General features: G+C 64.1%; 22 protein-coding genes. 5 read left to right on the forward strand and 17 right to left on the reverse strand.

What is annotated here, in order from left to right; all coding sequences use genetic code 11:
- The first annotated feature begins 76 nt into the window (after nt 1-76).
- Nucleotides 77-940: a LysR substrate-binding domain-containing protein gene (locus tag JQK88_RS08890; protein ID WP_203278087.1), complete on the forward strand. Its 864-nt coding sequence runs from the start codon at nt 77-79 to the stop codon at nt 938-940.
- 151 nt (nt 941-1091) lie between these two features.
- Here the strand turns inward: JQK88_RS08890 and JQK88_RS08895 are convergent, their stop codons facing one another.
- Nucleotides 1092-2015, reverse strand: coding sequence for a DMT family transporter (locus tag JQK88_RS08895; protein ID WP_376740390.1), 924 nt, complete (start codon nt 2013-2015; stop codon nt 1092-1094).
- A gap of 350 nt (nt 2016-2365) precedes the next feature.
- Here JQK88_RS08895 and JQK88_RS08900 point away from each other — a divergent pair, with 350 nt between their 5' ends.
- Nucleotides 2366-2797 (forward strand): nuclear transport factor 2 family protein, encoded by a 432-nt coding sequence (locus JQK88_RS08900; RefSeq protein WP_203278088.1) that lies wholly within the window; start codon nt 2366-2368, stop codon nt 2795-2797.
- 10 nt (nt 2798-2807) lie between these two features.
- Here JQK88_RS08900 and JQK88_RS08905 read toward each other — a convergent pair whose 3' ends face one another.
- Nucleotides 2808-4313, reverse strand: coding sequence for a S10 family peptidase (locus tag JQK88_RS08905; protein ID WP_203278089.1), 1506 nt, complete (start codon nt 4311-4313; stop codon nt 2808-2810).
- Between the two features lie 139 nt (nt 4314-4452).
- Here JQK88_RS08905 and JQK88_RS08910 point away from each other — a divergent pair, with 139 nt between their 5' ends.
- Nucleotides 4453-4959 carry an OsmC family protein gene (locus tag JQK88_RS08910; RefSeq protein ID WP_192256789.1) on the forward strand — a complete coding sequence of 169 codons (507 nt, stop codon included), beginning with the start codon at nt 4453-4455 and terminating at the stop codon, nt 4957-4959.
- A 156-nt stretch (nt 4960-5115) separates the two neighbouring features.
- Here the strand turns inward: JQK88_RS08910 and JQK88_RS08915 are convergent, their stop codons facing one another.
- The 15 genes from JQK88_RS08915 to JQK88_RS08985 all read right to left on the reverse strand — a co-directional run bounded on the left by JQK88_RS08915 (nt 5116) and on the right by JQK88_RS08985 (nt 19762).
- Nucleotides 5116-5337, reverse strand: coding sequence for a hypothetical protein (locus JQK88_RS08915; protein ID WP_023689120.1), 222 nt, complete (start codon nt 5335-5337; stop codon nt 5116-5118).
- 139 nt (nt 5338-5476) lie between these two features.
- Complete coding sequence (locus tag JQK88_RS08920; RefSeq protein ID WP_203278090.1) at nt 5477-6106, reverse strand: hypothetical protein; 630 nt, start codon at nt 6104-6106, stop codon at nt 5477-5479.
- Nucleotides 6107-6185: 79 nt separating this feature from the next.
- Nucleotides 6186-6941, reverse strand: coding sequence for an SDR family NAD(P)-dependent oxidoreductase (locus JQK88_RS08925; protein WP_203278091.1), 756 nt, complete (start codon nt 6939-6941; stop codon nt 6186-6188).
- Nucleotides 6942-6971: 30 nt separating this feature from the next.
- Nucleotides 6972-8453, reverse strand: coding sequence for an amidophosphoribosyltransferase (gene purF / locus JQK88_RS08930; RefSeq protein WP_112397309.1), 1482 nt, complete (start codon nt 8451-8453; stop codon nt 6972-6974).
- A gap of 129 nt (nt 8454-8582) precedes the next feature.
- A complete protein-coding gene (locus tag JQK88_RS08935; RefSeq protein ID WP_203278092.1) occupies nt 8583-9251 on the reverse strand; it encodes a CvpA family protein in 669 nt (222 codons plus the stop codon).
- A gap of 48 nt (nt 9252-9299) precedes the next feature.
- Entirely contained in the window at nt 9300-10703 is a 1404-nt protein-coding gene (gene radA / locus JQK88_RS08940) for a DNA repair protein RadA (protein WP_203278093.1), read from the reverse strand.
- Nucleotides 10703-11299, reverse strand: a complete 597-nt coding sequence (locus JQK88_RS08945) for a hypothetical protein (protein WP_192256796.1) — start codon at nt 11297-11299, stop codon at nt 10703-10705. Before JQK88_RS08945 ends, radA begins: the two co-directional genes overlap by 1 nt.
- A 21-nt stretch (nt 11300-11320) precedes the next feature.
- Nucleotides 11321-12811 carry a replicative DNA helicase gene (locus JQK88_RS08950; protein ID WP_112560787.1) on the reverse strand — a complete coding sequence of 497 codons (1491 nt, stop codon included), beginning with the start codon at nt 12809-12811 and terminating at the stop codon, nt 11321-11323.
- A 219-nt stretch (nt 12812-13030) separates the two neighbouring features.
- Complete coding sequence (locus JQK88_RS08955) at nt 13031-14008, reverse strand: small ribosomal subunit Rsm22 family protein (RefSeq protein ID WP_192256799.1); 978 nt, start codon at nt 14006-14008, stop codon at nt 13031-13033.
- 2 nt (nt 14009-14010) lie between these two features.
- Complete coding sequence (locus tag JQK88_RS08960; RefSeq protein ID WP_192256801.1) at nt 14011-14334, reverse strand: YnfA family protein; 324 nt, start codon at nt 14332-14334, stop codon at nt 14011-14013.
- A 72-nt stretch (nt 14335-14406) separates the two neighbouring features.
- A complete protein-coding gene (locus JQK88_RS08965) occupies nt 14407-15741 on the reverse strand; it encodes a cyclopropane fatty acid synthase (protein ID WP_203278094.1) in 1335 nt (444 codons plus the stop codon).
- A 177-nt stretch (nt 15742-15918) separates the two neighbouring features.
- The gene (gene rplI / locus JQK88_RS08970) at nt 15919-16503 is read right to left on the reverse strand and encodes a 50S ribosomal protein L9 (protein WP_112560791.1); all 585 of its coding nucleotides are present in this window, start codon (nt 16501-16503) and stop codon (nt 15919-15921) included.
- 269 nt (nt 16504-16772) lie between these two features.
- Nucleotides 16773-17021 carry a 30S ribosomal protein S18 gene (gene rpsR / locus JQK88_RS08975; RefSeq protein ID WP_006203718.1) on the reverse strand — a complete coding sequence of 83 codons (249 nt, stop codon included), beginning with the start codon at nt 17019-17021 and terminating at the stop codon, nt 16773-16775.
- A complete protein-coding gene (gene rpsF / locus JQK88_RS08980) occupies nt 17021-17521 on the reverse strand; it encodes a 30S ribosomal protein S6 (RefSeq protein ID WP_112560792.1) in 501 nt (166 codons plus the stop codon). The genes rpsR and rpsF overlap by 1 nt, the downstream gene beginning before the upstream one ends.
- A gap of 315 nt (nt 17522-17836) precedes the next feature.
- A complete protein-coding gene (locus JQK88_RS08985) occupies nt 17837-19762 on the reverse strand; it encodes an LTA synthase family protein (RefSeq protein WP_203278095.1) in 1926 nt (641 codons plus the stop codon).
- 281 nt (nt 19763-20043) lie between these two features.
- Between JQK88_RS08985 and fabD the strand changes: the two genes are divergently transcribed.
- Nucleotides 20044-20991 carry an ACP S-malonyltransferase gene (gene fabD / locus JQK88_RS08990; protein ID WP_192258964.1) on the forward strand — a complete coding sequence of 316 codons (948 nt, stop codon included), beginning with the start codon at nt 20044-20046 and terminating at the stop codon, nt 20989-20991.
- Nucleotides 20992-21051: 60 nt separating this feature from the next.
- On the forward strand, nt 21052-21789 hold the full coding sequence (fabG, locus tag JQK88_RS08995; protein ID WP_203278096.1) for a 3-oxoacyl-[acyl-carrier-protein] reductase: 738 nt from the start codon (nt 21052-21054) through the stop codon (nt 21787-21789).
- The last annotated feature ends 27 nt before the right edge of the window (nt 21790-21816 follow it).

Below are 21816 nucleotides of genomic sequence, written 5' to 3' on the forward strand. Positions count from 1 at the left end.
TTGGAGAGACCATGCCATCATCCTAGAATCAAAAAAATCGAATTGTTTCGAACAAAAGGTTCTGTATTGTCGAAGTATGCAAGCGCTCGACCCTGATCTGCTCAAAACCTTCCTTGCCTTTGTCGATGGCGGCTCGTTGGCCCAGGCTGCGTCCGCTGTCGGCCGCTCGCCCTCTGCGGTGACCGCCCAGATGCAGCGGCTGGAGGAGATCGTCGGCGAGCCGCTGCTGGTGGCACAGGGACGCGGCCGCGGGCTGACGCCGGCCGGCGAGGATCTGGTCGGCCATGCCCGTCGCATCCTTGCCGTGCACAGCGAGGCCTGGCTGGCACTGAAAGGCGCGCGCGCCGCCGGCCGCGTCGCCATAGGCACCACGCAGGATTTCGCCGACAGGGGCTTGCCGGAGCTACTCAGGGCCTTTGCAACCAGCCATCCGCGCGTCAGGATCGAACTGCGCGTCGGCCGCTCTGCCGAGCTTGGCGAAGCGCTGCAGGTCGGTCAGCTCGATCTGGCCATCATCATGCGTAAAACCCCGGCCAATGACGAAGTCGGGCTGTTCAGCGAACCGATGCTGTGGCTGTGTTCGCAAAAGGGGCTTGCCGTGCGGGAAGAGGAGTTGCCGCTGGCGCTGCTCGACCCCTATTGCGGCTTTCGCGAAGCGGCACTCGCAGCCCTCGATGCAGCCGGCCGCCGCTACCGCATCGCCGCCGGCAGCGCCAGCCTTGCGGGCCTGCGCACCGCGGTCAATGCCGGCATCGCGCTGACCTTGCGCACGGCGCGATTTGCCCATTCCGGCATCGTCGACGCACCGCGCGAGCTCGGCCTGCCGCCGGTGCCCATTGCGCAATTCGCCATAAGGCTCGGCCAGGGCGCCGAACGGCCGGCGCGGGACCTTGCCGCCTTGCTCAGCGACAATCTCGCTCTGCCCGGCCTTACCGGCTGATTTCCCCATGCCGGCTGATATCCAAAGAAAAAGCCGACCTTTACGATCGGCTTTAAGGAGGACGGGTCGAGGGGTTTGGGGGGACTTGGGGGGTGACCCGTCGCACCAATAATGCCTGAGCCGAATGATGGTTCCATGACTCCGAAAATAATTATGGGGTTGCCGCCCTTTTTCTCGCCACCAGCCAATCACGCCCGGCATGGGCAAAAACCGCGCACAGAACGATGGCGCCGCCGGCCAGGCTGGCGGTCGGCGCGATCTCGCCCAGGAACAGGAAGGTGAACAGGATCGCGAACGGCACTTCGGCGGCACCGAGCAGGCCGGATTCGGGCGCCGGGATCAGCCGCGAGCCTTCCGTCCATAGGATCGACGCTGCTGCGAACGATCCTCCGAAGGCAACGAGCAGCACAGCATCGTGGGCCGAAACCGCTAGCGGGTCGGTGACGAACCAGCCGAACACGAACAAAAGGAAGGCCGACACCGCGCCCGCCCACACCACCGGCGTGTCGCGAAAGGCGCGCACCATGATCATGTAGAGCGCGCTGCCGGCGGTCATCAGCAGTGCGAGCCCATCGCCGAACAGATGGCCGCTGCCGAAGCCGGAACCGACCATGATCGCCACGCCGCACAGCGACGCTGCTGCAGCAACAAGCGTCTGCGCGCGGAAAGGCTCGCGCACCAGCACGAAGGCGAGCAGCGCGGTGATGAAGGGCGCGGTGGCATAGATGACCGCCACATTGGCGACATAGGTGAACTTGAACGCCGAGATGAAGGCGATGCTAGCCGCCGCACCCTCAACCGCCAGCAACCAGCCGCGCCAACCGGGTCGCAAGCTTTCCCGCCCGCCGGAGCGGCGGCGACGCCACAGCACATAGAAGGTGATCAGGATCGAGCCGACAAAGCCGCGCCAGCAAGTGATGGTCAGCGGGTCGGCATGGATCGATTTGGTCAACACCCCGGTGAGGGCGAATGCGACGGCCGACGCCGAGACCAGGGCGATGCCGAGCGTGCGCTCGGCGGCGATGCTGGCCGCGCTGTTCATGAGCGTGTCGGGTTTGTCGAGGGAATCCGTCATGTCACCAGACTACGCTTGCTGTCCTGACACCTTGCTGTCAGCAGGGGCATCATCCCATGGCACAGCCGGCGCGCCTCTGCGCCAGCTTCGGGCTTACGTTGGGGCAAGGGCCGGCGGCATTCGCTGATGCTTACAAAGGGCTTTTACGCGGACAAAAGCCACTTAACAGTGGTCGCTGACGCTGTTGCGCGCTGCGGCGGGACGCGCATGTTCGGCGTCTTGCAATGCTGGACGGCCCCAGCCCAATCAGGTAATTTCGAGGCTCGCGGATTGATCGGCGCGGCTCACCCCGGCAGCGGACTACGGAGAGGGCGCGCCAATGCGTGCGCTGCATAAGTCCGGGAGTTTCGATGACCGAAGTGATCGATCGACTGGTGACGGCGATGAACGCGCATCATCTCGACGCTGTCACCGCTCTCATCCACGAGAACTATCGGAGCGTACAGCCGGCGCACCCGGGCAGAGCCTTCGTTGGGCGTGACCAGATGCGCGCCAACTGGGAGGCCATGTTCACGGGAATACCTGACTTCCACGCGGCGGTCACGCGCTCGGTCCAGGACGGTGACACGACCTGGATCGAATGGCATTGGTCAGGGACTCGCAGCGACGGGCAACCCTTCGAGGTGCGCGGGGTCACGCTGTTCGAGATCATGGACGGTCAGATTGTGGCCGGGCGATTGTATCTGGAGGACGTCGAGCGCCAGGTTGTCGGCATCGAAGACGCGGTTGAAGCCCTCTCCGGGCGCCGTCCGCCAACGGCCAGCAGTGGAACCGGTTCGTGACCTCGCCACCTCACTGCGTTACCTGGTAGAGCTCCGCAACGGCCTCCTTCAGCGCGCGCCTTCCGTCGGGCCGGAAATACATCATGTGGCCGCCTTCTACGACGTCGAGACGGATGGGTTTTGCGCCGCCGAGCGTCGGAAGCTGGTTCACCAGATAGCGCGAGGCGAGATAGGGCGTGACCAGGTCGGTTTCGCCATTGACGATCACCACGCCGAGCGCCGGGTTCAGCGAACGTGCGCGCTGCAGATCGTCCATCACCCCGGCATAGCCTTGCCGCGAGCTGCCGTAGTCCCAATTGTGGGTGACGTCGCCGTTGAGCAACCGGTAGCTGACGTCGGTGCGAAAATTCAGCTCGTCGCGTGCATAGGAGACGAAGGCCGAGGTCAATGCCGGCACGCTGCGGTCGAGCACCGGATCCGGGCCGGCGATGCGCGCGCTCTCGGGGGCGATATCGCTGGTGGCGATCATGCCGTCATAAGGACTGAGCACCTTGCCGCCGGCGCGTTGGAATTCGCGCGCGAAAAGGCCGGTCGGGATGCGAGCAAAATTGCGCTGCACGAGCTCGAGCGGCAGGCCGGTGATCTCGGCCACGCGCTGGCTGGCCAGCCGCCCGCCCTGTTCCAGCCCGCTGGTCAGAGCGGTGAGGTAGTCACCCAACGCATAGTGCTCGATCTCGGCGAGTTTCTCGCGTAGCGCCTCGCCGCTGACGCCTTCGCTGCGCAGCCGCACCGCCGCCAGCGAGGGCAGTTCCAGCGCCCAATGCAGCGGCTGAAACTCGTCCGGCAGCACCAGCGTGAATTCCAGCGCCGGCGAGATCAGCACGATGCCGTTCGGGCTCAGGCCGACATCTTCCTGCAGGGTTCTGGCAAGCAGTGCCGCACGGAATCCGCCATAGCTTTCGCCGGCAAGGAAGAGTGGCGATCCTGTGCGGCCATTCTGGGCGAGATAAAGCCGGATGAAGGCGCCGATCGAACTGGCATCCTGGCTGACGCCCCAGAAATCTTTCGTGTCCTGGCCGGGTGCCTCGCGGCTGTAGCCGGTGCCGACCGGATCGACAAAGACGAGATCGGTCATATCGAGCCAGCTGTCGGGATTGTCGATCAGCTTTTGCGGCGGCGGCAGGAATTGCCCGTCGGCCCCGGTCGCGATGACGCGCGGGCCGAGTGCACCGAGATGCAGATAGGCGGACGCGGCGCCGGGGCCGCCATTGAAGACGAAGGTGATGGGGCGAGCCTTCTCCGCGCCCGCCGCCGGCGGCAGCGAGTAGGCGACATAGAAGATTTCCGCCGTGACCTCGCCCTTGCCGGACAGCAGCGACAGCGTGCCGGCCTTTGCCTGGTAGTCGAGTTTGCGCCCGGCAATGGTGATCGAATGGCTGGTGATCTGCGGCGCCGGCAGCAGCGAAAGCACACCGCCGGCAGGGGCGGGGCGCTCGGGCGTTTCGGAGAGGCCGGGCTGCGCGAAGGCGACAAGCACCAGGAGAATTGCGGGAATAAGCTTCAGCTTGGCACGCATGACACCTCCGGAATGGCTCCCGCATAGGTATGGTCTAGGCGGTCGAAGTCAAAGTAACTATTCGCGACGTCGTGGCCCCTCTGTCCCACCGGCATATCAGTGCTATCAAAGCGTGAAGGACTCGAAAGGACAGACCACCATGGACGCCACCGCACTCAAAGCCATGCAGGCGCCGCTCAAGGAGGCTTATCGCGGCGATGCCGCGCAGGCGCTGATCACGCTTCGCGCCAGGGGTTCGATCGACGACCAATCGATCGCCTGCAAGGTCGAGACGGGCAGGGCGCTGGCGGTGGCCGGGCTGCATCCGGCAACCGGCGGCTCCGGGCTCGAACTTTGTTCGGGCGATATGCTGCTCGAGGCGCTGGTCGCCTGCGCCGGCGTGACGCTGAAGGCGGTGGCGACGGCGCTGGAGTTCAGGCTCGGCGCGGCGACCGTCGAGGCCGAGGGCGATCTCGATTTTCGCGGCACGCTGGGTGTGGCCAAGGATGCCCCGGTCGGCTTCCGCGCCATCCGGCTGAATTTCAACCTCGACACCGACGAGCCGCAGGAGCGCATCGACGCGCTGATCAAGCTGACGGAACGCTATTGCGTGGTATTTCAGACGATCAACAGCAAGCCGGAGCTGGTGGTTTCAGCGCAGCGTTGATCTCCCCCCTTGAGGGGGAGATGTCGCCGAAGGCGACAGAGGGGGGCGGGCCGACTGGACGCGACGCCCTTTGCGCAGAAGGAGGTTGGCACTCTACGCGAGGCGACCCCCTCTGGCCGCTTTGCGGCCATCTCCCCCTCAAGGGGGGAGATTACGCTACTGCGCCGCCGGCTCTTCCGCATCACCTTCGTCGGTGAAGGGCGAGGCGCTTGGCACGCAGTTCACCGCCCAGCCGGCCGGGGTCGGCTGCTTCTGGTATTCGGTGATGGCGTTGGTGCATTGTTCGCGGGTGTCGAAGGTGCTCGGCAGCACCACCATGCCGCCTTGCGGGCCGGCGATCACCAGGTACCAGACCAATGCTACGCTGGGAGCAGCCATGGGAATTCCTCGCTTTGCTGGATGTCGGATTCGGATCGAACCCTAGCAACTCCCGGCTGATGGCGAAAGCAGGGCGAAGGGGGAGCGGCCCGCCGGACCATCACAGACCCGTGAGCGAACCACGCCCCTGAGCTTGCGCTCAGTTCGTGGCAAAGCAGTAGAACAGACCGTCGCCGCCGGTGCCTTTCAGCGCCTCCTGGCTGCAGCCGCCGCGCGAGGCGTGCGAGGAGTTCCAGGATTTCGCCGCCGCCGACTCATCAAGGCCGGTGCGGTCGTGATGGCCTATCATCGCCGCGCCCTCCGCGCCACTTAGCGTCCAGTCGCCGCAAGTCTGGTCGGCGATCTTGGTGCCGTCGGGCTTCGAGCCGGTCAAAATGTCGTGCCGGTTCGGCTTGTCGCCACGGCCGTTGACCACTTCGCCCTTCTCGTTCAGTGCCGTCTGCTTGGTGATGGCGTTGGTGTCGCCGTGCAGCGAGGCGACGTCATCGGCGATCTTTTCGCCCTTGGCGTTGAGCCACGGACCCTTGCCGATGCGGTCGCGCGCATCGACGTCGGCGGTCGAGAGATAGGCGTGCCATTCCTTGCCGGTAACCCCGGCCGCTTCCGCCAGGGAGGCGCAGTGGGCGTCCGCACCCTTGAGACCGCCGAGATCGGCGCCCTTGCCGGACCCGACACTGGTGACGAAGAAGCTCATCTTGGCGTCTTGGGCGAGGGCTGCGCCAGCTGTGGCTGCAAGCGCTGCGGCGGCAACGAGAAGAAGTCTGCGCATGTCGGTCCTCCGGTTTCGAATGTCCTACATTCGAAGAAACGTAACTGGAGGCCTGTTTAATCCCGCTTCAGCCCAGCTTTTATTCCGGCTGCCGGTAAGCGACGAAGCGTTGGTTCTTGGCTTGGAAGATCAGCCCTGTCTCTTTCAGCTCGGGGCTGGCCAGCGGCACGATGCGCTTCGCAATTTCTGAGGGATGCGGCAGCGTCTCCGGATCCTCGCCGGGTGCCACCTGAGCACGCATGGCGGTGCGGGTGGCGCCTGGGTCGACGGCATTGACGCGCAGCGGCAGGCTTTGGGTCTCATGCGCCCACGAGCGCATCATGGCTTCCACGGCCGCCTTCGATGCCGCATAGGGCGCCCAGAAGGCGCGCGCCGAATGCGCGGCCCCGGAGGACATGAGAATGGCGCGGCCGGCGTCGGAGAGCCTGAGCAGCGGGTCGACCGAGCGGATCAGCCGCCAGGTCGAGGTGACGTTGATGGTCATCACCTTCTCGAAGGTTTTCGCCTCGACATGGCCGATCGGCGAGATGACGCCGAGCACGCCGGCATTGGCCACCAGTATGTCGAGCTTGCCCCAGCGCTCGTGAATGGCGCCACCTAGCCGATCAATGCCGGGCATATCGGCAAGATCGAGCGGCACCAGCGTCGCTTCGCCCTTGCCGGTTTTGGCGCGTTCAGCCTTGATCTGGTCGTCGAGCTCTTCCAGCCCTCCAACCGTGCGGGCGACCGCAATCACATGCGCGCCGGCGGCGGCAAGTTCTTTCGCGATGAAATAGCCGATGCCGCGCGAGGCGCCGGTAACGACCGCGACGCGGCCGGAGAGGTCGAGGGTCATGCGAGCGCTTTCAAGGATGGCAGTTGGGCTTTACGCCCCGTTGTTCGCCAGCAGCGACAGCGTGCGCACATTGTCGTGGCCTTCGAAGTCGAGCAGGCGGGTCGGGTACTGGCCGGTGAAACAGGCATCGCAGAATTGCGGCTGCTCATTGTCGCGGCCGGCCTCGCCAACGGCGCGGTAGAGCCCGTCAATGGTAAGGAAGCCGAGCGAATCGACGCGGATGAATTCGGCCATTTCCTCGATCGACATGCGTGACGCCAAAAGCTTCGACTTCTCCGGCGTGTCGACACCGTAGAAGCACGACGCACTGGTCGGCGGCGAGGCGATGCGCATATGCACTTCCCGGGCGCCGGCATCGCGCACCATCTGCACGATCTTCTGGCTGGTGGTGCCGCGCACGATGGAATCGTCGACCAGCACCACGCGCTTGCCCTCGATCATGCGACGGTTGGCGTTGTGCTTGAGCTTGACGCCCATATGGCGGATCGAATCGCCGGGCTGGATGAAGGTGCGGCCGACATAGTGGTTGCGGATGATGCCGAGCTCGAAGGGAATGCCGGCAGCCTGGGAAAAGCCGATCGCCGCTGGCGTGCCGGAATCCGGCACCGGCACGACGATATCGGCCTCGACCGGGCTTTCCTGGGCCAGCTCGGCGCCGATGCGCTTGCGCACCTCATAGACGTTGCGGCCTTCGACCGAGGAATCCGGACGGGCGAAATAGACATATTCGAAGATGCAGAAGCGGGTCTTCTGCGGCTCGAACGGAAACAGGCTCTCGATGCCCTTGGACGTCACGACGACCATCTCGCCAGGCTTCAGGTCGCGCACGAAGCGGGCGCCGATAATGTCGAGCGCGCAGGTTTCGGAGGCCAGGATCCAGGCGCCGTCGAGGTCGCCGAGCACCAGCGGCCGGATGCCGAGCGGATCGCGGCAGCCGATCATCTTCTTGGAGGTCATCGCCACCAGCGAGAAGGCGCCTTCGACCTGACGCACGGCGTCGATGAAGCGCGAATTCAAATCGCGCTCCTTGCTGGTCGCAACCAGATGCAGCAGCGTCTCGGTGTCGGAGGTCGACGAGAAGATCGCGCCCTGCTTCTGCAGCGCGCGCTGCACGGTCATGGCGTTGGTGAGGTTGCCGTTGTGAGCGACGGCAAAGCCGCCATCGGCGAGTTCGGCGAAGAAGGGCTGGATGTTGCGCATGCCGGCACCGCCGGTGGTGGCGTAGCGCGTGTGGCCTATGGCGCGGTTGCCTTGCAGGCTGTCGATGACGTGCTGCTTGGTGAAGGTGTCGCCGATCAGCCCGACATGGCGTTCGACATGGAACTGCGTGCCGTCATAGGAGACGATGCCGGCCGCTTCCTGGCCGCGATGCTGCAGTGCATGCAGGCCAAGCGTGACGATGGCCGCGGCGTCCTGCCGGCCGAAAATGCCGAACACGCCGCATTCGTCGTGAAAATGGTCGTCTGCTTCGGCGGAAAGCACGTCGTCTGCGTCTGCCTTCGAAACTGCCATGGGGCTCTAGCTCCGCTAAAATGGCCATATAAGGCGAGAGCGCCGCGAAAGCAACGCACTCCGTGCGCCGTTCACACCATAGTCAGCTCATAAATGGCGCCCGCCCGGTGGGCGCCATACCGTTCCAGGTCAGTTTGCCGGCGCGGGCGCCGGAGCGGCGGGCTGTGCCGGCGCATTGTCGGCCGGAGCGTCGGTCTCGTCGTCGGGCGCGGGCGCATCCTCGCCGGCTGCCGGCGCATCCGCCGCCGGTGTATCGGCTGCCGGGGGCGTCTCAGGTGCTGCCGGCTGATTCGGGTTTAGCTTCTTCAGGATGGCGTTTTCCGGATCCTCGGGCAGCAGGCTTTCCAGCTTGGCGCCGATGGTTTCGAGCAGCGGCCTCGACTTTGCGTTGGCGATCCAGGCCGGAGCCTTGGCGCCGGCCAGCCAGTTGAAGAACAAGAGCGCCACCGCGACGACGAGGATGCCGCGCGCCGCGCCGTAGAGGAAGCCGAGCGTACGGTCGAGCGCGCCGATCCTGGAATCGATGATCCAGTCGGCAAGTTTCATGGTGATAACGGAAACGACGATCAGCGCGATGAGGAAGACGATGCCGGCGGACGCCGCCATGGCGATCTTGTCACTTTCCACATAGGGCTGAACGTAAGGCAGCACCGGCTTGTAGAAGAAGAACGCCGCCACGGCGGCCGCGGCCCAGGAGACGACGGACAGGATCTCGCGTGACAGGCCGCGAACCATGGCGAGCATCGCCGAGACCAGGGTGAAGCCGACGAGAATTCCGTCAAGCAGCGTAATCGGCATGTTGTTCGCCCCACTCCGATTGTCTTTTCACGGCTCGGCCGAGCCGCGTTAGTCTTCCTCGTCGACACGGCTGCGCCGTGAGCCGGCTATGCGCGCCACGAGATCGGCAAGTTCGGTTGGCTGGAAAGCGCCGGTCCCGATCCCCCCGACAACCTCCTCGCTGCCCAAGGGCAGAACCGCACTTCCAAAACCCAGCTTTTCGGCCTCTTTAAGGCGCTGTTGCGCATGCGCAACCGGCCTCACTGCGCCCGACAGGCTGATTTCGCCGAAATAGACGCAATCGGCGGGAAGGGCAAGACCGGTGAGCGACGAAACCAGTGCAGCGGCGACCGCCAGATCGGCGGCCGGCTCCGAAATCCGGTAGCCGCCGGCGACGTTGAGATAGACATCGTGGGTGCCGAAGCGCACCCCGCAATGCGCTTCGAGCACGGCCAAAATCATCGACAGCCGCGCACCGTCCCAGCCGACGACGGCACGGCGCGGCGTACCCAGCGACGACGGCGCCACCAGCGCCTGGATCTCGACCAGCACCGGACGCGTGCCTTCCATCCCGGCGAACACCGCGGCACCGGGCGATTTCGCATGGCGTTCGCCGAGGAACAGCTCCGACGGATTGGCGACTTCGCGCAGGCCCATGTCCGACATTTCGAAGACTCCGATCTCGTCGGTCGGGCCGAAACGGTTCTTCACCGTGCGCAGGATGCGGTAGTGGTGGCCGCCTTCGCCTTCGAAATAGAGCACGGCGTCGACCATGTGCTCGACGACGCGCGGGCCCGCGATCTGGCCGTCCTTGGTGACATGGCCGACCAGAACGATGGCGGCGCCCGTGGATTTGGCATAGCGGATCATCGCCTGGGCGGCGGCGCGCACCTGGGTGACGGTGCCGGGCGCCGAATCGGCCATGTCGGTCCACAGCGTCTGGATCGAATCGAGGATGACGAGGTCCGGCCTTCTGCCGTCGGCGATTGTTGCCAGGATGTCCTCGACATTGGTCTCGGCGGCAAGTTCGACGGGTGTGTCGGCGACCCCAAGCCGTTGTGCGCGCAGCCTGATCTGGGCGACGGCCTCTTCGCCCGAGACATAGACGATGCGGTGGCCTTTTGACGCCAATGCTGCCGCAGCCTGGGTGAGCAGCGTCGACTTGCCGATGCCGGGATCGCCGCCGACCAGCAGCGCCGAGCCACGCACGAAACCGCCGCCGGTGGCGCGATCAAGCTCGCCAATGCCCGAGATGATGCGCGGCGCATCCTCGATGTCGCCGGACAGGCTGGTCAGCACCACGGCGCGGCCCTTGCGGGCATTGCGCGTGTTGGCCGGGCCAGAGCCGATGCCGCCCGACGTGCCTTCCTCGACGAGCGTGTTCCACTCGCCGCAAGCATCGCATTTGCCGGCCCAGCGCTGATGCACCGAGCCGCAATTCTGACAAATGAACTGGACGCGGGATTTAGCCATCAGTTTATTGGTTCCAAAAGGTATTTCTGGCGATCCCAATAGATAGGCAAAGCCTCTTCGATTGCATCGAAATGGGCACGGCGCTGTCGATTGATCTGGGCCCAATTGTCATATGCGGACCAACAGGCGTGGATGAACAGGCCGACTGCCAGATCGTTGTCTTGCATAACTGCTTCGTGCAGCGTTTCCAGAAGTCGCCCTAGCGCCAGAGAAAGACGGCGATCCTGAAGTCGATGCATGAGAAGGAACGCACACCCGATTGCTACGATAGACGTGTTGTGCCGAGTTTCCACTGACCAAAGTGCCAGAAGGTCCAGGAGATCCTCGATATCGGAGGTGTCTCCCTGCTTCCAGATTCGATAGAGACCGGTCACTGCCGCGCTTCGCGTATAGTCTTCAACATGTCTGGCGAGGAATTTCCTCACTAGCACAATATTCTCAGGGGTCGGCTCGCTGGATACCAGCAAACCAGCATGCGATTCCGCATGAGAAATCGACTCGGCGGATTTCAAGTAGTCAGTAAGTTGCGTGCGTTCATCTGCGGAAATTTCGTAAGCTTCAAATTTCATCCGCTGGTAGATATCGCTAAAGTCCAATCGGCTGCTCCGCAACCATTTCTACTCAAACCTCTCCGCAATATGATGCTCTTCGGCGAGATCGGAGAAGCGGGTGAATTCGCCCTGGAAAGCGAGGCTGACCGAACCGGTCGGGCCGTGGCGCTGCTTGGCGACGATGACTTCGGCCTTGCCGCGCATCTCGTTCATCTCGTGTTCCCACTTGATGTATTCGTCGGTGCCGGGCTTGGGTTCGCGGTTCTTCAGATAATATTCCTCGCGATAGACGAAGATCACCACGTCGGCGTCCTGCTCGATCGAGCCGGATTCACGCAGGTCGGAGAGCTGCGGGCGCTTGTCCTCGCGGCTTTCGACCTGACGCGACAGCTGCGACAGCGCGATGATCGGCACGGACAGCTCCTTGGCCAGCGCCTTGAGGCCGGTGGTGATCTCGGTGATTTCCTGTACGCGGTTCTGCGAGGCCTTGGCGCTGGAACCCTGCATCAGCTGGATATAGTCGATGACGATGAGGTCGAGGCCGCGCTGGCGCTTCAGTCGCCGCGCACGTGCCGAGAGCTGCGCGATCGAGATACCGCCGGTCTGGTCGATGAACAGCGGGATCTTCTGCATGGTCTGCGAGCAGGCGACCAGCTTTTCGAAATCCATCTCGGAAATCTCGCCGCGGCGGATTTTTGACGATGGAATCTCGGTCTGCTCGGAAATGATTCGGGTCGCCAGCTGTTCGGACGACATTTCCAGTGAGAAGAAGCCGACGACGCCGCCATTGGCGGCCTTGAACGACCCGTCGGCCTGCTGCGCCGGCACATAGGCCTCGGCGATGTTGAAGGCCATGTTGGTGGCGAGCGATGTCTTGCCCATGCCGGGGCGGCCGGCGATGATAATCAGATCGGAGGGCTGCAACCCGCCCATGCGGCGGTCGAGATCGCGCAGGCCGGTGGCGACGCCCGACAGATGGCCGTCGCGCATATAGGCGGCGTTGGCCATGTCGACGGCGGTCTTGACGGCGTCGGTGAAACTCTCGAAGCCGCCATCGTAGCGGCCGGTTTCGGCCAGTTCGAACAGCCGCCGCTCGGCATCCTCGATCTGCTCGGACGGCGCCATGTCGACCGGTGCGTCATAGGCGATGTTGACCATGTCCTCGCCGACGGTGATCAGCGCGCGGCGCGTGGCGAGGTCATAGATGGCGCGGCCATAGTCGGTGGCGTTGACGACGGTGACGGCCTCGACGGCGAGCCGCACGACATACTGCGCCACCGTCATGTCGCCGACCTTCTCGTCGGCCGGCAGGAAGGTTTTTAGGGTGATCGGGGTCGCCACCTTGCCCATGCGGATGAGTTCGGCCGCGACCTCGAAGATCTTCCTGTGCAGCGGCTCATAGAAATGGCCGGCCTTGAGGAAGTCGGAGACGCGGTAGAAGGCATCGTTGTTGACGAGGATGGCGCCGAGCAGCGCCTGCTCGGCCTCGATGTTGTTTGGCGCCTCACGATAAAGCGGTTGCTCCGCCACGCCGAATTTTCGTGCTGCCTCTGCCATGATGTCCCCGATTTCGATCCCGGCTTCTCGATACCAGAACGCGAAAGATCCGATGCTGACTTATATGCATCAGTTGCGTCCAATCGGCGTTGATGCCCGCTGTCCACAGGGGACGGCAAACCGTCCACAGGACAGAATTCCCGTGCTCTGATTCCGATTGACTCGCCAAGTGGTGATTGTATTGGTTCGACAGGAACGAAGCAAGAACAATCTCGGCGGCTATCGGCTTCTCTCGTCCAACGTATCGCCCCAGTCCAACCGCCGCGCTTGCTTGAACAGCTCGCCGTCGCGCTTGGTGAAAAGCGTCTCGCCGGCGCTGCCGTCCGGCCGGCACAATTTGAGCAGCACCTTGCCGGAGCCGGCTTTCGGCGGCGCAATGACGCGCGCGGCGCGGGAGGCCGCTGGCTGCCGCGACGCCACGACGTAGATGAACTTCTCGTCCTCCCAGGGCACTTCGGCATCCTTGGCCAGGCGATGCAGGCGCGAGCGGGCGACGCGGCGCGAAAAATGGCACCAGTCGGGCGGCTCAAGCGGGCAGGGCGCCTCGTGCGGGCAGGGGGCCAGCACATGCGCGCCGGCCTCAAGCAATTGCCGGCGCACCGCCAGGATGCGCTGCCAGCCGGCCGGCGTGCCCGGCTCGACAATCAGCAGCGTGTCGCCGGTCAACTGCCAGAGCCGGCCGACAAGCTTCGGCAGCGATGCCGGCGCGATCTCGTCCAGCACATAGGCGCAGGTGACGAGATCGGCAGGCTTGAGATCGGCAAGATCGATGGTGACGTCGCCGGCGCGCCAGTCGGTGCTCGCGACAATGGTATCAAGAGCGAGCGACTGGCCGACCTTGCGCACCGCGGCGCCGGCCTCAAACAGCACCGCCTGTTCGAGGTCTGGCCAGAGGTCCGTGGCGGCCCAGAGCACCGTACCAGGGCCGGCGCCGACATCGAGCAGGGTTTTTGGCTGGAAATCGGGCCGTGCCTCGGCGAGCGCGTCGAGGCTGGCGCGCGCGGCCGCATAGGTCGCCGGCAGCCGCGTCGCCAGATAGGCTTTTACCGCCATCTCCTCGGCCATGTGCAGGCGGCCGTCGCGCAGTTCGGCACGGTAGCGGTCCGACAGCGTCTTCGCCGCCTGGCGCAACGCCGGCAGCGGTATCGTTTCGAGCAGGCGGTCGACGCCTTGTCTGAGCGGTGCTGGCAGTTCCACGCTCAGGCTCCGTGCGGTGCGAACAGGATGACAGAGGCGCCGGCAATGCAAAGCGCCGCGCCGGCAAGATCCCAGCGGTCCGGGCGCACGCCTTCCGCCAGCCACAGCCAGCCGAGCGAGGCCGCAATGTAGATGCCGCCATAGGCGGCGTAGGCGCGGCCGGCGGCATTGGTGTCGACCAGTGCCAGCAGGAAGCCGAACAATGCAAGCGAGACGAGGCCAGGCGCCAGCCACAGCGGTGACTTTTCAAGCCGCCACCAGGCCCAGAAGGAAAAGCAGCCGGCGATCTCGGCCAATGCGGCGGCGATGTAGAGGAGGTAGGTCATGAAAAAGGTCTCGGCATAGCGAGACCTTTTTCATGTTTGGGCAGGCGATGGCAAGGCCGATGGGGCCTCCGGCTACTCGCGATCCGCCACCTTGCGGCGGCGCGCGGACTTGGCAACAGCTGACCTTGTAGCAACAGCCTGGGCAACGGCAGGCTGGGCGACCGGTTGTTCGTGGCGATGCCCAATCTCGCGCATTTCCAGTGCCTTTTCACATTTGGCCATGTAGTCGCGCGTCATCGGCAGCGTGTCGTTCTTCTTGGCGATCTGGATCTGGAAGATCACCAGATCCTGCCAGCGGAAGGCCGCTTCCGAGGCGGCGAGATAGAACTCCCACATCCTGCAGAAGCGCTCGTCATAGATGGCCTTGGCCTTGTCGCGGTTGGCGGCAAAGCGCTGGCCCCAGTGCTTCAGCGTATCGGCATAGTGCAGCCGCAGAATCTCGATGTCGGTAACCACCAGCCCCGACTTTTCGATTGCCGGCATCACCTCCGACAACGAAGGGATGTAGCCGCCGGGGAAGATGTATTTGCGGACGAAGGCGCTGGTCGCCCACGGCACGCCGGAGCGGCCTATCGTGTGCAGCAGCATGACGCCGTCCGGCTTCAACAGCGTCGCCGACTTCTCGAAGAAGGTGCGGAAATGGTTGACGCCGACATGCTCGAACATGCCGACCGAGACGATGCGGTCGAAGCGTTCGTTGAGTTCGCGGTAGTCCTTCAGGTCGAAATGCACCCGGTCCTGCAGGCCTTGCGCATGCGCCCGGTCGGTGGCGACGCCGTGCTGCTCGGTAGACAGCGTCACGCCTTGCACGTCGACGTCGAAGGCCTTGGCGAGATAGAGGCCTAGCCCGCCCCAGCCGGAGCCGATGTCGAGCACGGTCTGGCCGGCCTTCAGCCTGAGCTTGGCGGCGATGTGGCGCTTCTTGGCGACCTGCGCCTCGTCGAGCGTCATGTCCGGCTGCTCGAAATAGGCGCAGGAATACTGCATGTCCTCATCGAGGAAGAGCCGGTAGAGGTCGCCCGACAGATCGTAGTGGCGCTGCACGTTGCGGCGCGAGCGCGAGGCGGTGTTGATCTGCTGCAGACGGCGGAAGGCGTGGCGCAGGCCCTCGATCGCCTTCGACCAGGTGGCGTCGATGCCGCCGCTGCCCATGTTCTGGAAGGCGATGCGCATCAGGCCGAGAACGCCGCCCTCAAGGATGTCCAGTTCGCCATCCATGTAAGATTCCGGCACCGCCAGCATCGGATCGAAGGTGATGGCGCGTTCGGCATGCTTGGTCTTGATGTGCATGTGCACCGGCTCGCCGCTGCCGTCGCCGAACACATGCGTCGAACCCGTCGGCCCGGTGACTTTGAGATTGCCTGTGCGCACCAGGCGGTCGAGAACGCGCTTCAACAGGATATTCATCACCAAATGTCCCCTCACGGTCAGACTGGCGGGCTAACTCTGCAACAATATATAGGGGTTCGAAAAGTTCCATTTGGTACAAAAATGCCCGGGCGAGAGGCCCGGGCATTGGTCCACAAAGGCTGGATGACGACAATGTGATTGGGGAGTGCCGCTCCCTCGCTTGTCGTTAGGCGATCAGGCGTTGTCTTCGCCGCCTTCGAACTCGGTGTTCGGGTCGAAGAAGTTCTCCGGCCGCGCATTGTCGTTGATGTCGTCGCCATAGATGGCTTCGGCGGTGGTCAGCGTTTCGCCCTTGGCCTGACGCTCGGCTTCATCGGCCGTGCGGGCGATGTTGAGGCTGATGGTGACCTCGACTTCCGGATGCAGCGCGATCGCCACATTGGTGACGCCGATGGTCTTGATCGGCTGGTTGAGCTGGATCTGGTTGCGGTTGACCGAGAAGCCTTCCGCTGTCAGCAGTTCGGCGATGTCGCGGGTCGACACCGAACCGTATAGCTGGCCGGTCTCGCCGGCCGAACGCACGGCGATGAAGCTCTTGCCGTCGAGCTTTTCGGCAACCTGGCTGGCTTCCGACTTGCGTTCGAGGTTGCGGGCTTCGAGCTGGGCGCGCTGGCCCTCGAACTTCTTCTTGTTGGCTTCGTTGGCGCGCAGCGCCTTGCCCTGCGGCAAGAGGAAGTTGCGGGCAAAGCCGTCCTTGACCTTGACGGTATCGCCCATCTGGCCGAGGCGGGAAACGCGTTCGAGAAGAATGACTTCCATGGTTTTGTTCCTTCGTCTGGGCACCGATCACAAGGTCGGCGCCGAATTGAGTGGAACAGGTCAGGAAGCTCTGAGCGCCTTGGCGCCGGTGTCGCTGTCCTGCCTGTCGCGGCAGTTAGAGGCTTTTCACCTCAACTCGGGATTTCAATGCATGTCGCCCAGAAGTGGGTCCCGGTTTTGGGACAACGACATGCATCATCAAATTACTCCCTGCGGCGCCCGTCGCCGTGGGAGAATAGAGCGGGCGGCGAACCGCCCGCTCGAAAGTCTTAGCGAACCACGTAGGGCAGCAGGCCGAGGAAGCGGGCGCGCTTGATCGCCTTGGCGAGTTCGCGCTGCTTCTTCTGGCTGACGGCGGTGATGCGCGACGGCACGATCTTGCCGCGCTCGGAAATGTAGCGCTGCAGCAGACGCACGTCCTTGTAGTCGATCTTGGGCGCGTTGGCGCCGGAGAACGGACAGGTCTTGCGGCGACGATGGAACGGGCGCCGGGTCGGGATCTGATTGATGTCGACCATTATTCTGCACCCCCTTCAACGCCTTCGCGCGGACGGCGCGGACCACGATCGCCACCGGCGTCGCCAAATGAGCGCGGCGGACGATCGCCACGGTCGCCGCGATCACGATCGCCAAACGAGCGCGGACCACGATCGCCACGGTCGCGGTCGCCGAAGCCGCCGCGTTCCGAGCGCTCTTCGCGCTTCTGCATCATGGCCGACGGGCCTTCCTCATGCGCCTCGACCTTGACGGTCAGGAAACGCAGCACGTCTTCGGACAGACCCATCTGGCGCTCCATCTCGTTGAGCGCTGCCGGCGGGCAGGTGAGGTCCATGAGCGTGTAGTAAGCCTTCCGGTTCTTGTTGACCCGGTAGGTGAGGGACTTCAGTCCCCAGTTCTCGACCCGGCCGACGGACCCGCCATTTGCGGAGATGACGCCCTTGTACTGTTCGACAAGCGCATCGACCTGCTGCTGCGAGAGGTCCTGCCGGGCAAGAAACACATGTTCGTATAGAGCCATAGTGGTTCAATGCCTTTCTTCGTTTCTCTCCCGGACCCTCGCGGCAAAAGCCTCTGCAACTTCTCTGACCCGCTGGTCCCGAAGGGGCGGGGAAGAAAGGAGCATTTCGAGACGGTCGAGAGCGGAGACACGGGAGGCGGAAGCGCTTCTGGCTTCACACGCCGCTTTCCCCTGGGAAAACAACGGCCCTCCGTTCAGCCCCCAGCAAGGACCGGCAGATTGCGGGCGTCTATATAGCAATTTGGCGGGAAGGCAAGGGTAGGACGCCGTTCCAGACAGCATCCTTGGCGTCGCAGGATCGAAAAACGCCGGGCGTCAACTTGTATGGGCGACCCTGTCCATCGTTTCGGGAAAGAAGTCGGGTGCGGCCTTACGCTTGCCGAACATCATGTCGTATTGCAGCAGGCGGAAATCGTTGATCGCCGGATCGATGTCCTTCTGCCGCGCCCAGTCGGGCGTCGCTTCGCCTGACGGTGTCAGCAGGAGATTGCGATCGACGACGCGGTAGCGTTCGCGCAGCGCGCCGAGGAAGCCGGTGTAGTAGGGGTGCGTGATCCCGGCGGTGGTCAGGATGTGGTAGGGCAGGAAGGCCGGGCTGACCGCGCCCATATCCTGCGCCGGGCCGGTGCTGTTCGACCAGATGATCAGCGGCGTCTGGTGGTGCTCAAGTGCTGCCTCCGGCGTCGGCTCCTTGCGCGGCGCGACATTGTCTTTGAGGAAGCCGGTCTCAACATAGACGGGACCAAGCGGCGGCAGATGGTCGCCGAAGAAGGCTATGACCGTCGGCCGCTCGCGCTTCTTCGCCCATTCGATCAGCCGTTCAAGGCCACGGTCGGCATCGGCCGAACCCTCGGCGTAGCTGAGCAGCGATTCCCGCGCCCATGTGCTGATGGGTGCCGCGACCTTGTGGGTCGGGTTGTAATAGCGGTACGGCTCGTAGGGGCCGTGGTTCTGCAGGCTGACGGCGAAGAAGAACACCGGGTCTTCGCTGGCGTCGGCCTCTGCGATGATCTCGTCGGTCATTGCCGCGTCGGAGGCCAGCGGCCCGCGCTTCTCCAGCGGCGGCAGCGTCTCTTCCGAGCGGAAATCGTTGAAGCCGAAATCGGCATAGACCGCGCCGCGATTCCAGAACCAGTTGGTGCCGGGATGGATGGCGCGCGCCCGATAGCCTTCGCTTTTCAGGAAGGTCGCCAGCGACGGCGTCGGCGTGCGCACATATTGCTGATAGGGGATTGAGCCCGCCGGCAGGAAGGCATTGGAAAAGCCGGTCAGCGCCTCGAATTCGATGTTGGCGGTCATGCCGCCGAATTCCGGCGAGAACATGTAGCCCGAGCGCAAAGCGCGCACATTGGGGATCGGGTCCGGCGTGATGGTGACGCCGGGCAGCTTGGTCGGATCCCAGAAGGATTCGCTCATCACCACGATGATGTCGGGTTTCTCATCCGGCACCGAGGCCGTCACATCCGGTCTGTCGATCGCATCGATCGCCTTGTCGGAATAGCCCACTGGCGCCGAGACATGCGCCATCGGCACGTTGAGCGCGAAAGCCAGCGCAAACCCGTTGGAGGCGTAGTTCTCCTTCTGGTCCCACATGATCGGGATGATCTGCAGCCGGTCGCGGGTCCACGAGAAGGTGGCGTAATCCATGATCGAGACGAAGAAGGCGAGCAGCGGCACTGCCAGCGTCAATCGCGCCAGGCGCCCCTTGCGGCTGAGGATCGGCACCTTGCGGCGCCACAGCCGCCAGCCATAGACCAGCAGCGACAGGCCGGCGACGATGCCGACCGCCATGGCCACCGCCGTCCAGGGCCGCTCGCGCACCAGAAGCGGCATCAGCGCCATGATCTGGCGCGAATAGAGGAAATCGGTCGGGTAGAGCGGATCGCCGAGATAATGGGACTTCTGGTGCCCGACAAAGGCCAGCGCCAGCGTCAGCGGCGCCACGATCATCAGGCTTTGGTGGCTGCGGCCAAGCACGGCGTCCAGTCCGATCAGCACCAGCGCAAAGACGATGATGGTGGTCCAGCCCGGCTTGAAGGGTTGCAGGAAGAAGTCGACCGTGCCGAAGAAGTCGCCGCGCACGATCCATTCGATGGCGAACACCAGGACGGCGGAAGCAAGCAGCGTGACCAGACCGTAGCGGATGACAGGCCATCTGCGCCCCGGCAGGTAGCCGGTGGACGGATCGTCTTCCAAGAACTGTGGCGCGGGTACTGCCGCGCCCTTCCTGATCCTTGCCACTTCTCTTCTTCCCCCGGCCCAAGCAACGCGTTTTTCCACTCGCGTCCCCGTTCTGTCATAGAACTGTCATGCAAAAGCTAGCGCCTGTGGCGGAAATAAGAAGAGCCAGCAAACGATTCGTGAGCGGTTTTCATCAGGAGTGATCGGCAAAAAGCCTTTCAGAACAGGGACTCGAGGTCAGCTTCCGGGTGGAACGGGGGCCGAAATGCTGCTCGCGGGCTTGACTTGGCGGTCCGCCTTGCGTCACAGGCAGGAAAAATCAGCCGCTGGAGAGAGCCCAAATGGCCGTTGCATTCACCTTTCCGGGACAAGGCAGCCAGGCTGTCGGCATGGGCAAGGGCCTCGCCGACGCCTTCCCCGAGGCGCGCAGGGTCTTCGAGGAAGTTGATGAGGCGCTGGGCGAAAAGCTGTCGACATTGATCTGGGAAGGCCCTGAAGAGACGCTGACCTTGACCGCCAATGCCCAGCCGGCGCTGATGGCAGTGTCGCTGGCTGCGGTGCGGGCGCTGGAAGCGCGCGGTTTTTCGCTGAAGGACAAGGTCGCCTACGTTGCCGGCCATTCGCTCGGCGAATATTCCGCCCTTGCCGCCGCCGGTTTCGTCTCGGTCGCCGATGCCGCCCGGCTGCTGCGCATTCGCGGCAATGCCATGCAGGCGGCGGTGCCGGCCGGTGAGGGCGCGATGGCGGCGATCATCGGACTGGAACAGCCTGACGTCGAGGCCGCTTGCGCTGAAGCGGCAGCCGGCTCCGGCAAGGTCTGCCAGATCGCCAACGACAATGGCGGCGGGCAGCTGGTGATCTCCGGCGCCAAGGCGGCGGTGGAACTCGCCGCGAAACTGTGCACCGAGAAGGGCGCCAAACGGGCGCTGATGCTGCAGGTCTCCGCTCCCTTCCACTCGGCGCTGATGGCGCCGGCGGCCAATGTGATGCGCGAGGCGCTGGCCGGGGTAGCCAAGCATGCGCCGGTGGTTCCCGTCGTTTCCAACGTTACCGTGACCCCGACCAGCGATCCCGATGAGATCGCTCGGCGGCTTGTCGAGCAGATCACCGGCCGCGTGCGCTGGCGCGAAACGGTGGAATGGTTCGGCGCCAACGGCGTCGCCACGCTCTACGAGATCGGCGCCGGCAAGGTGCTGTCGGGCCTGGCGCGGCGCATCAACCGCGACATCGCCACATCAGCCGTCGGCACTCCGGCCGATGTCGAGGCGGCGCTGGCCGCGCTTGCATAATCCACTGGCGATTTGACCCCTCCCGTGGGAAGGGTGTTCTCTTAAGATCAGGAGACAAAAATGTTCGAACTGACCGGCCGCAAGGCGCTCGTCACTGGCGCATCGGGAGGCATTGGCGAGGCGATCGCCCGCGTGCTGCATGCGCAAGGCGCCATTGTCGGCCTGCACGGCACCCGCATCGAGAAATTGGAGACCCTGGCAGCCGAGCTCGGCGACCGGGTAAAACTGTTTCCAGCCAATCTGTCGAACCGCGACGAGGTCAAGGCGCTTGGCCAGAAGGCGGAAGCCGAGCTCGAAGGCGTCGATATCCTGGTCAACAATGCCGGCATCACCAAGGACGGCCTGTTCGTGCGTATGTCGGATGCCGATTGGGATAGTGTGCTCGAGGTCAACCTGACCGCCGTGTTTCGGCTGACCCGTGAACTCACCCATCCGATGATGCGCCGCCGGCATGGCCGCATCATCAACATCACCTCGGTGGTCGGTGTCACCGGCAACCCAGGCCAGACCAATTATTGCGCCTCCAAGGCCGGCATGATCGGCTTTTCCAAGTCGTTGGCGCAGGAGATCGCCACCCGCAACATCACCGTCAACTGCGTCGCCCCGGGCTTCATCGAATCGGCCATGACCGACAAGCTCAACGACAAGCAGAAAGATGCGATCATGGCGGCGATTCCGACACGCCGTATGGGCAAGAGTGTTGAGGTGGCGTCGGCCGTCGCCTATCTCGCCTCCAACGAAGCCGCCTACGTCACCGGCCAGACCATCCATGTCAACGGCGGCATGGCGATGATTTGAGGGGAGATGGCCGGGTTACAAGAAGAC

The sequence above is a fragment of the Mesorhizobium caraganae genome, assembly GCF_016836705.1.
Lineage (GTDB): Bacteria > Pseudomonadota > Alphaproteobacteria > Rhizobiales > Rhizobiaceae > Mesorhizobium > Mesorhizobium caraganae.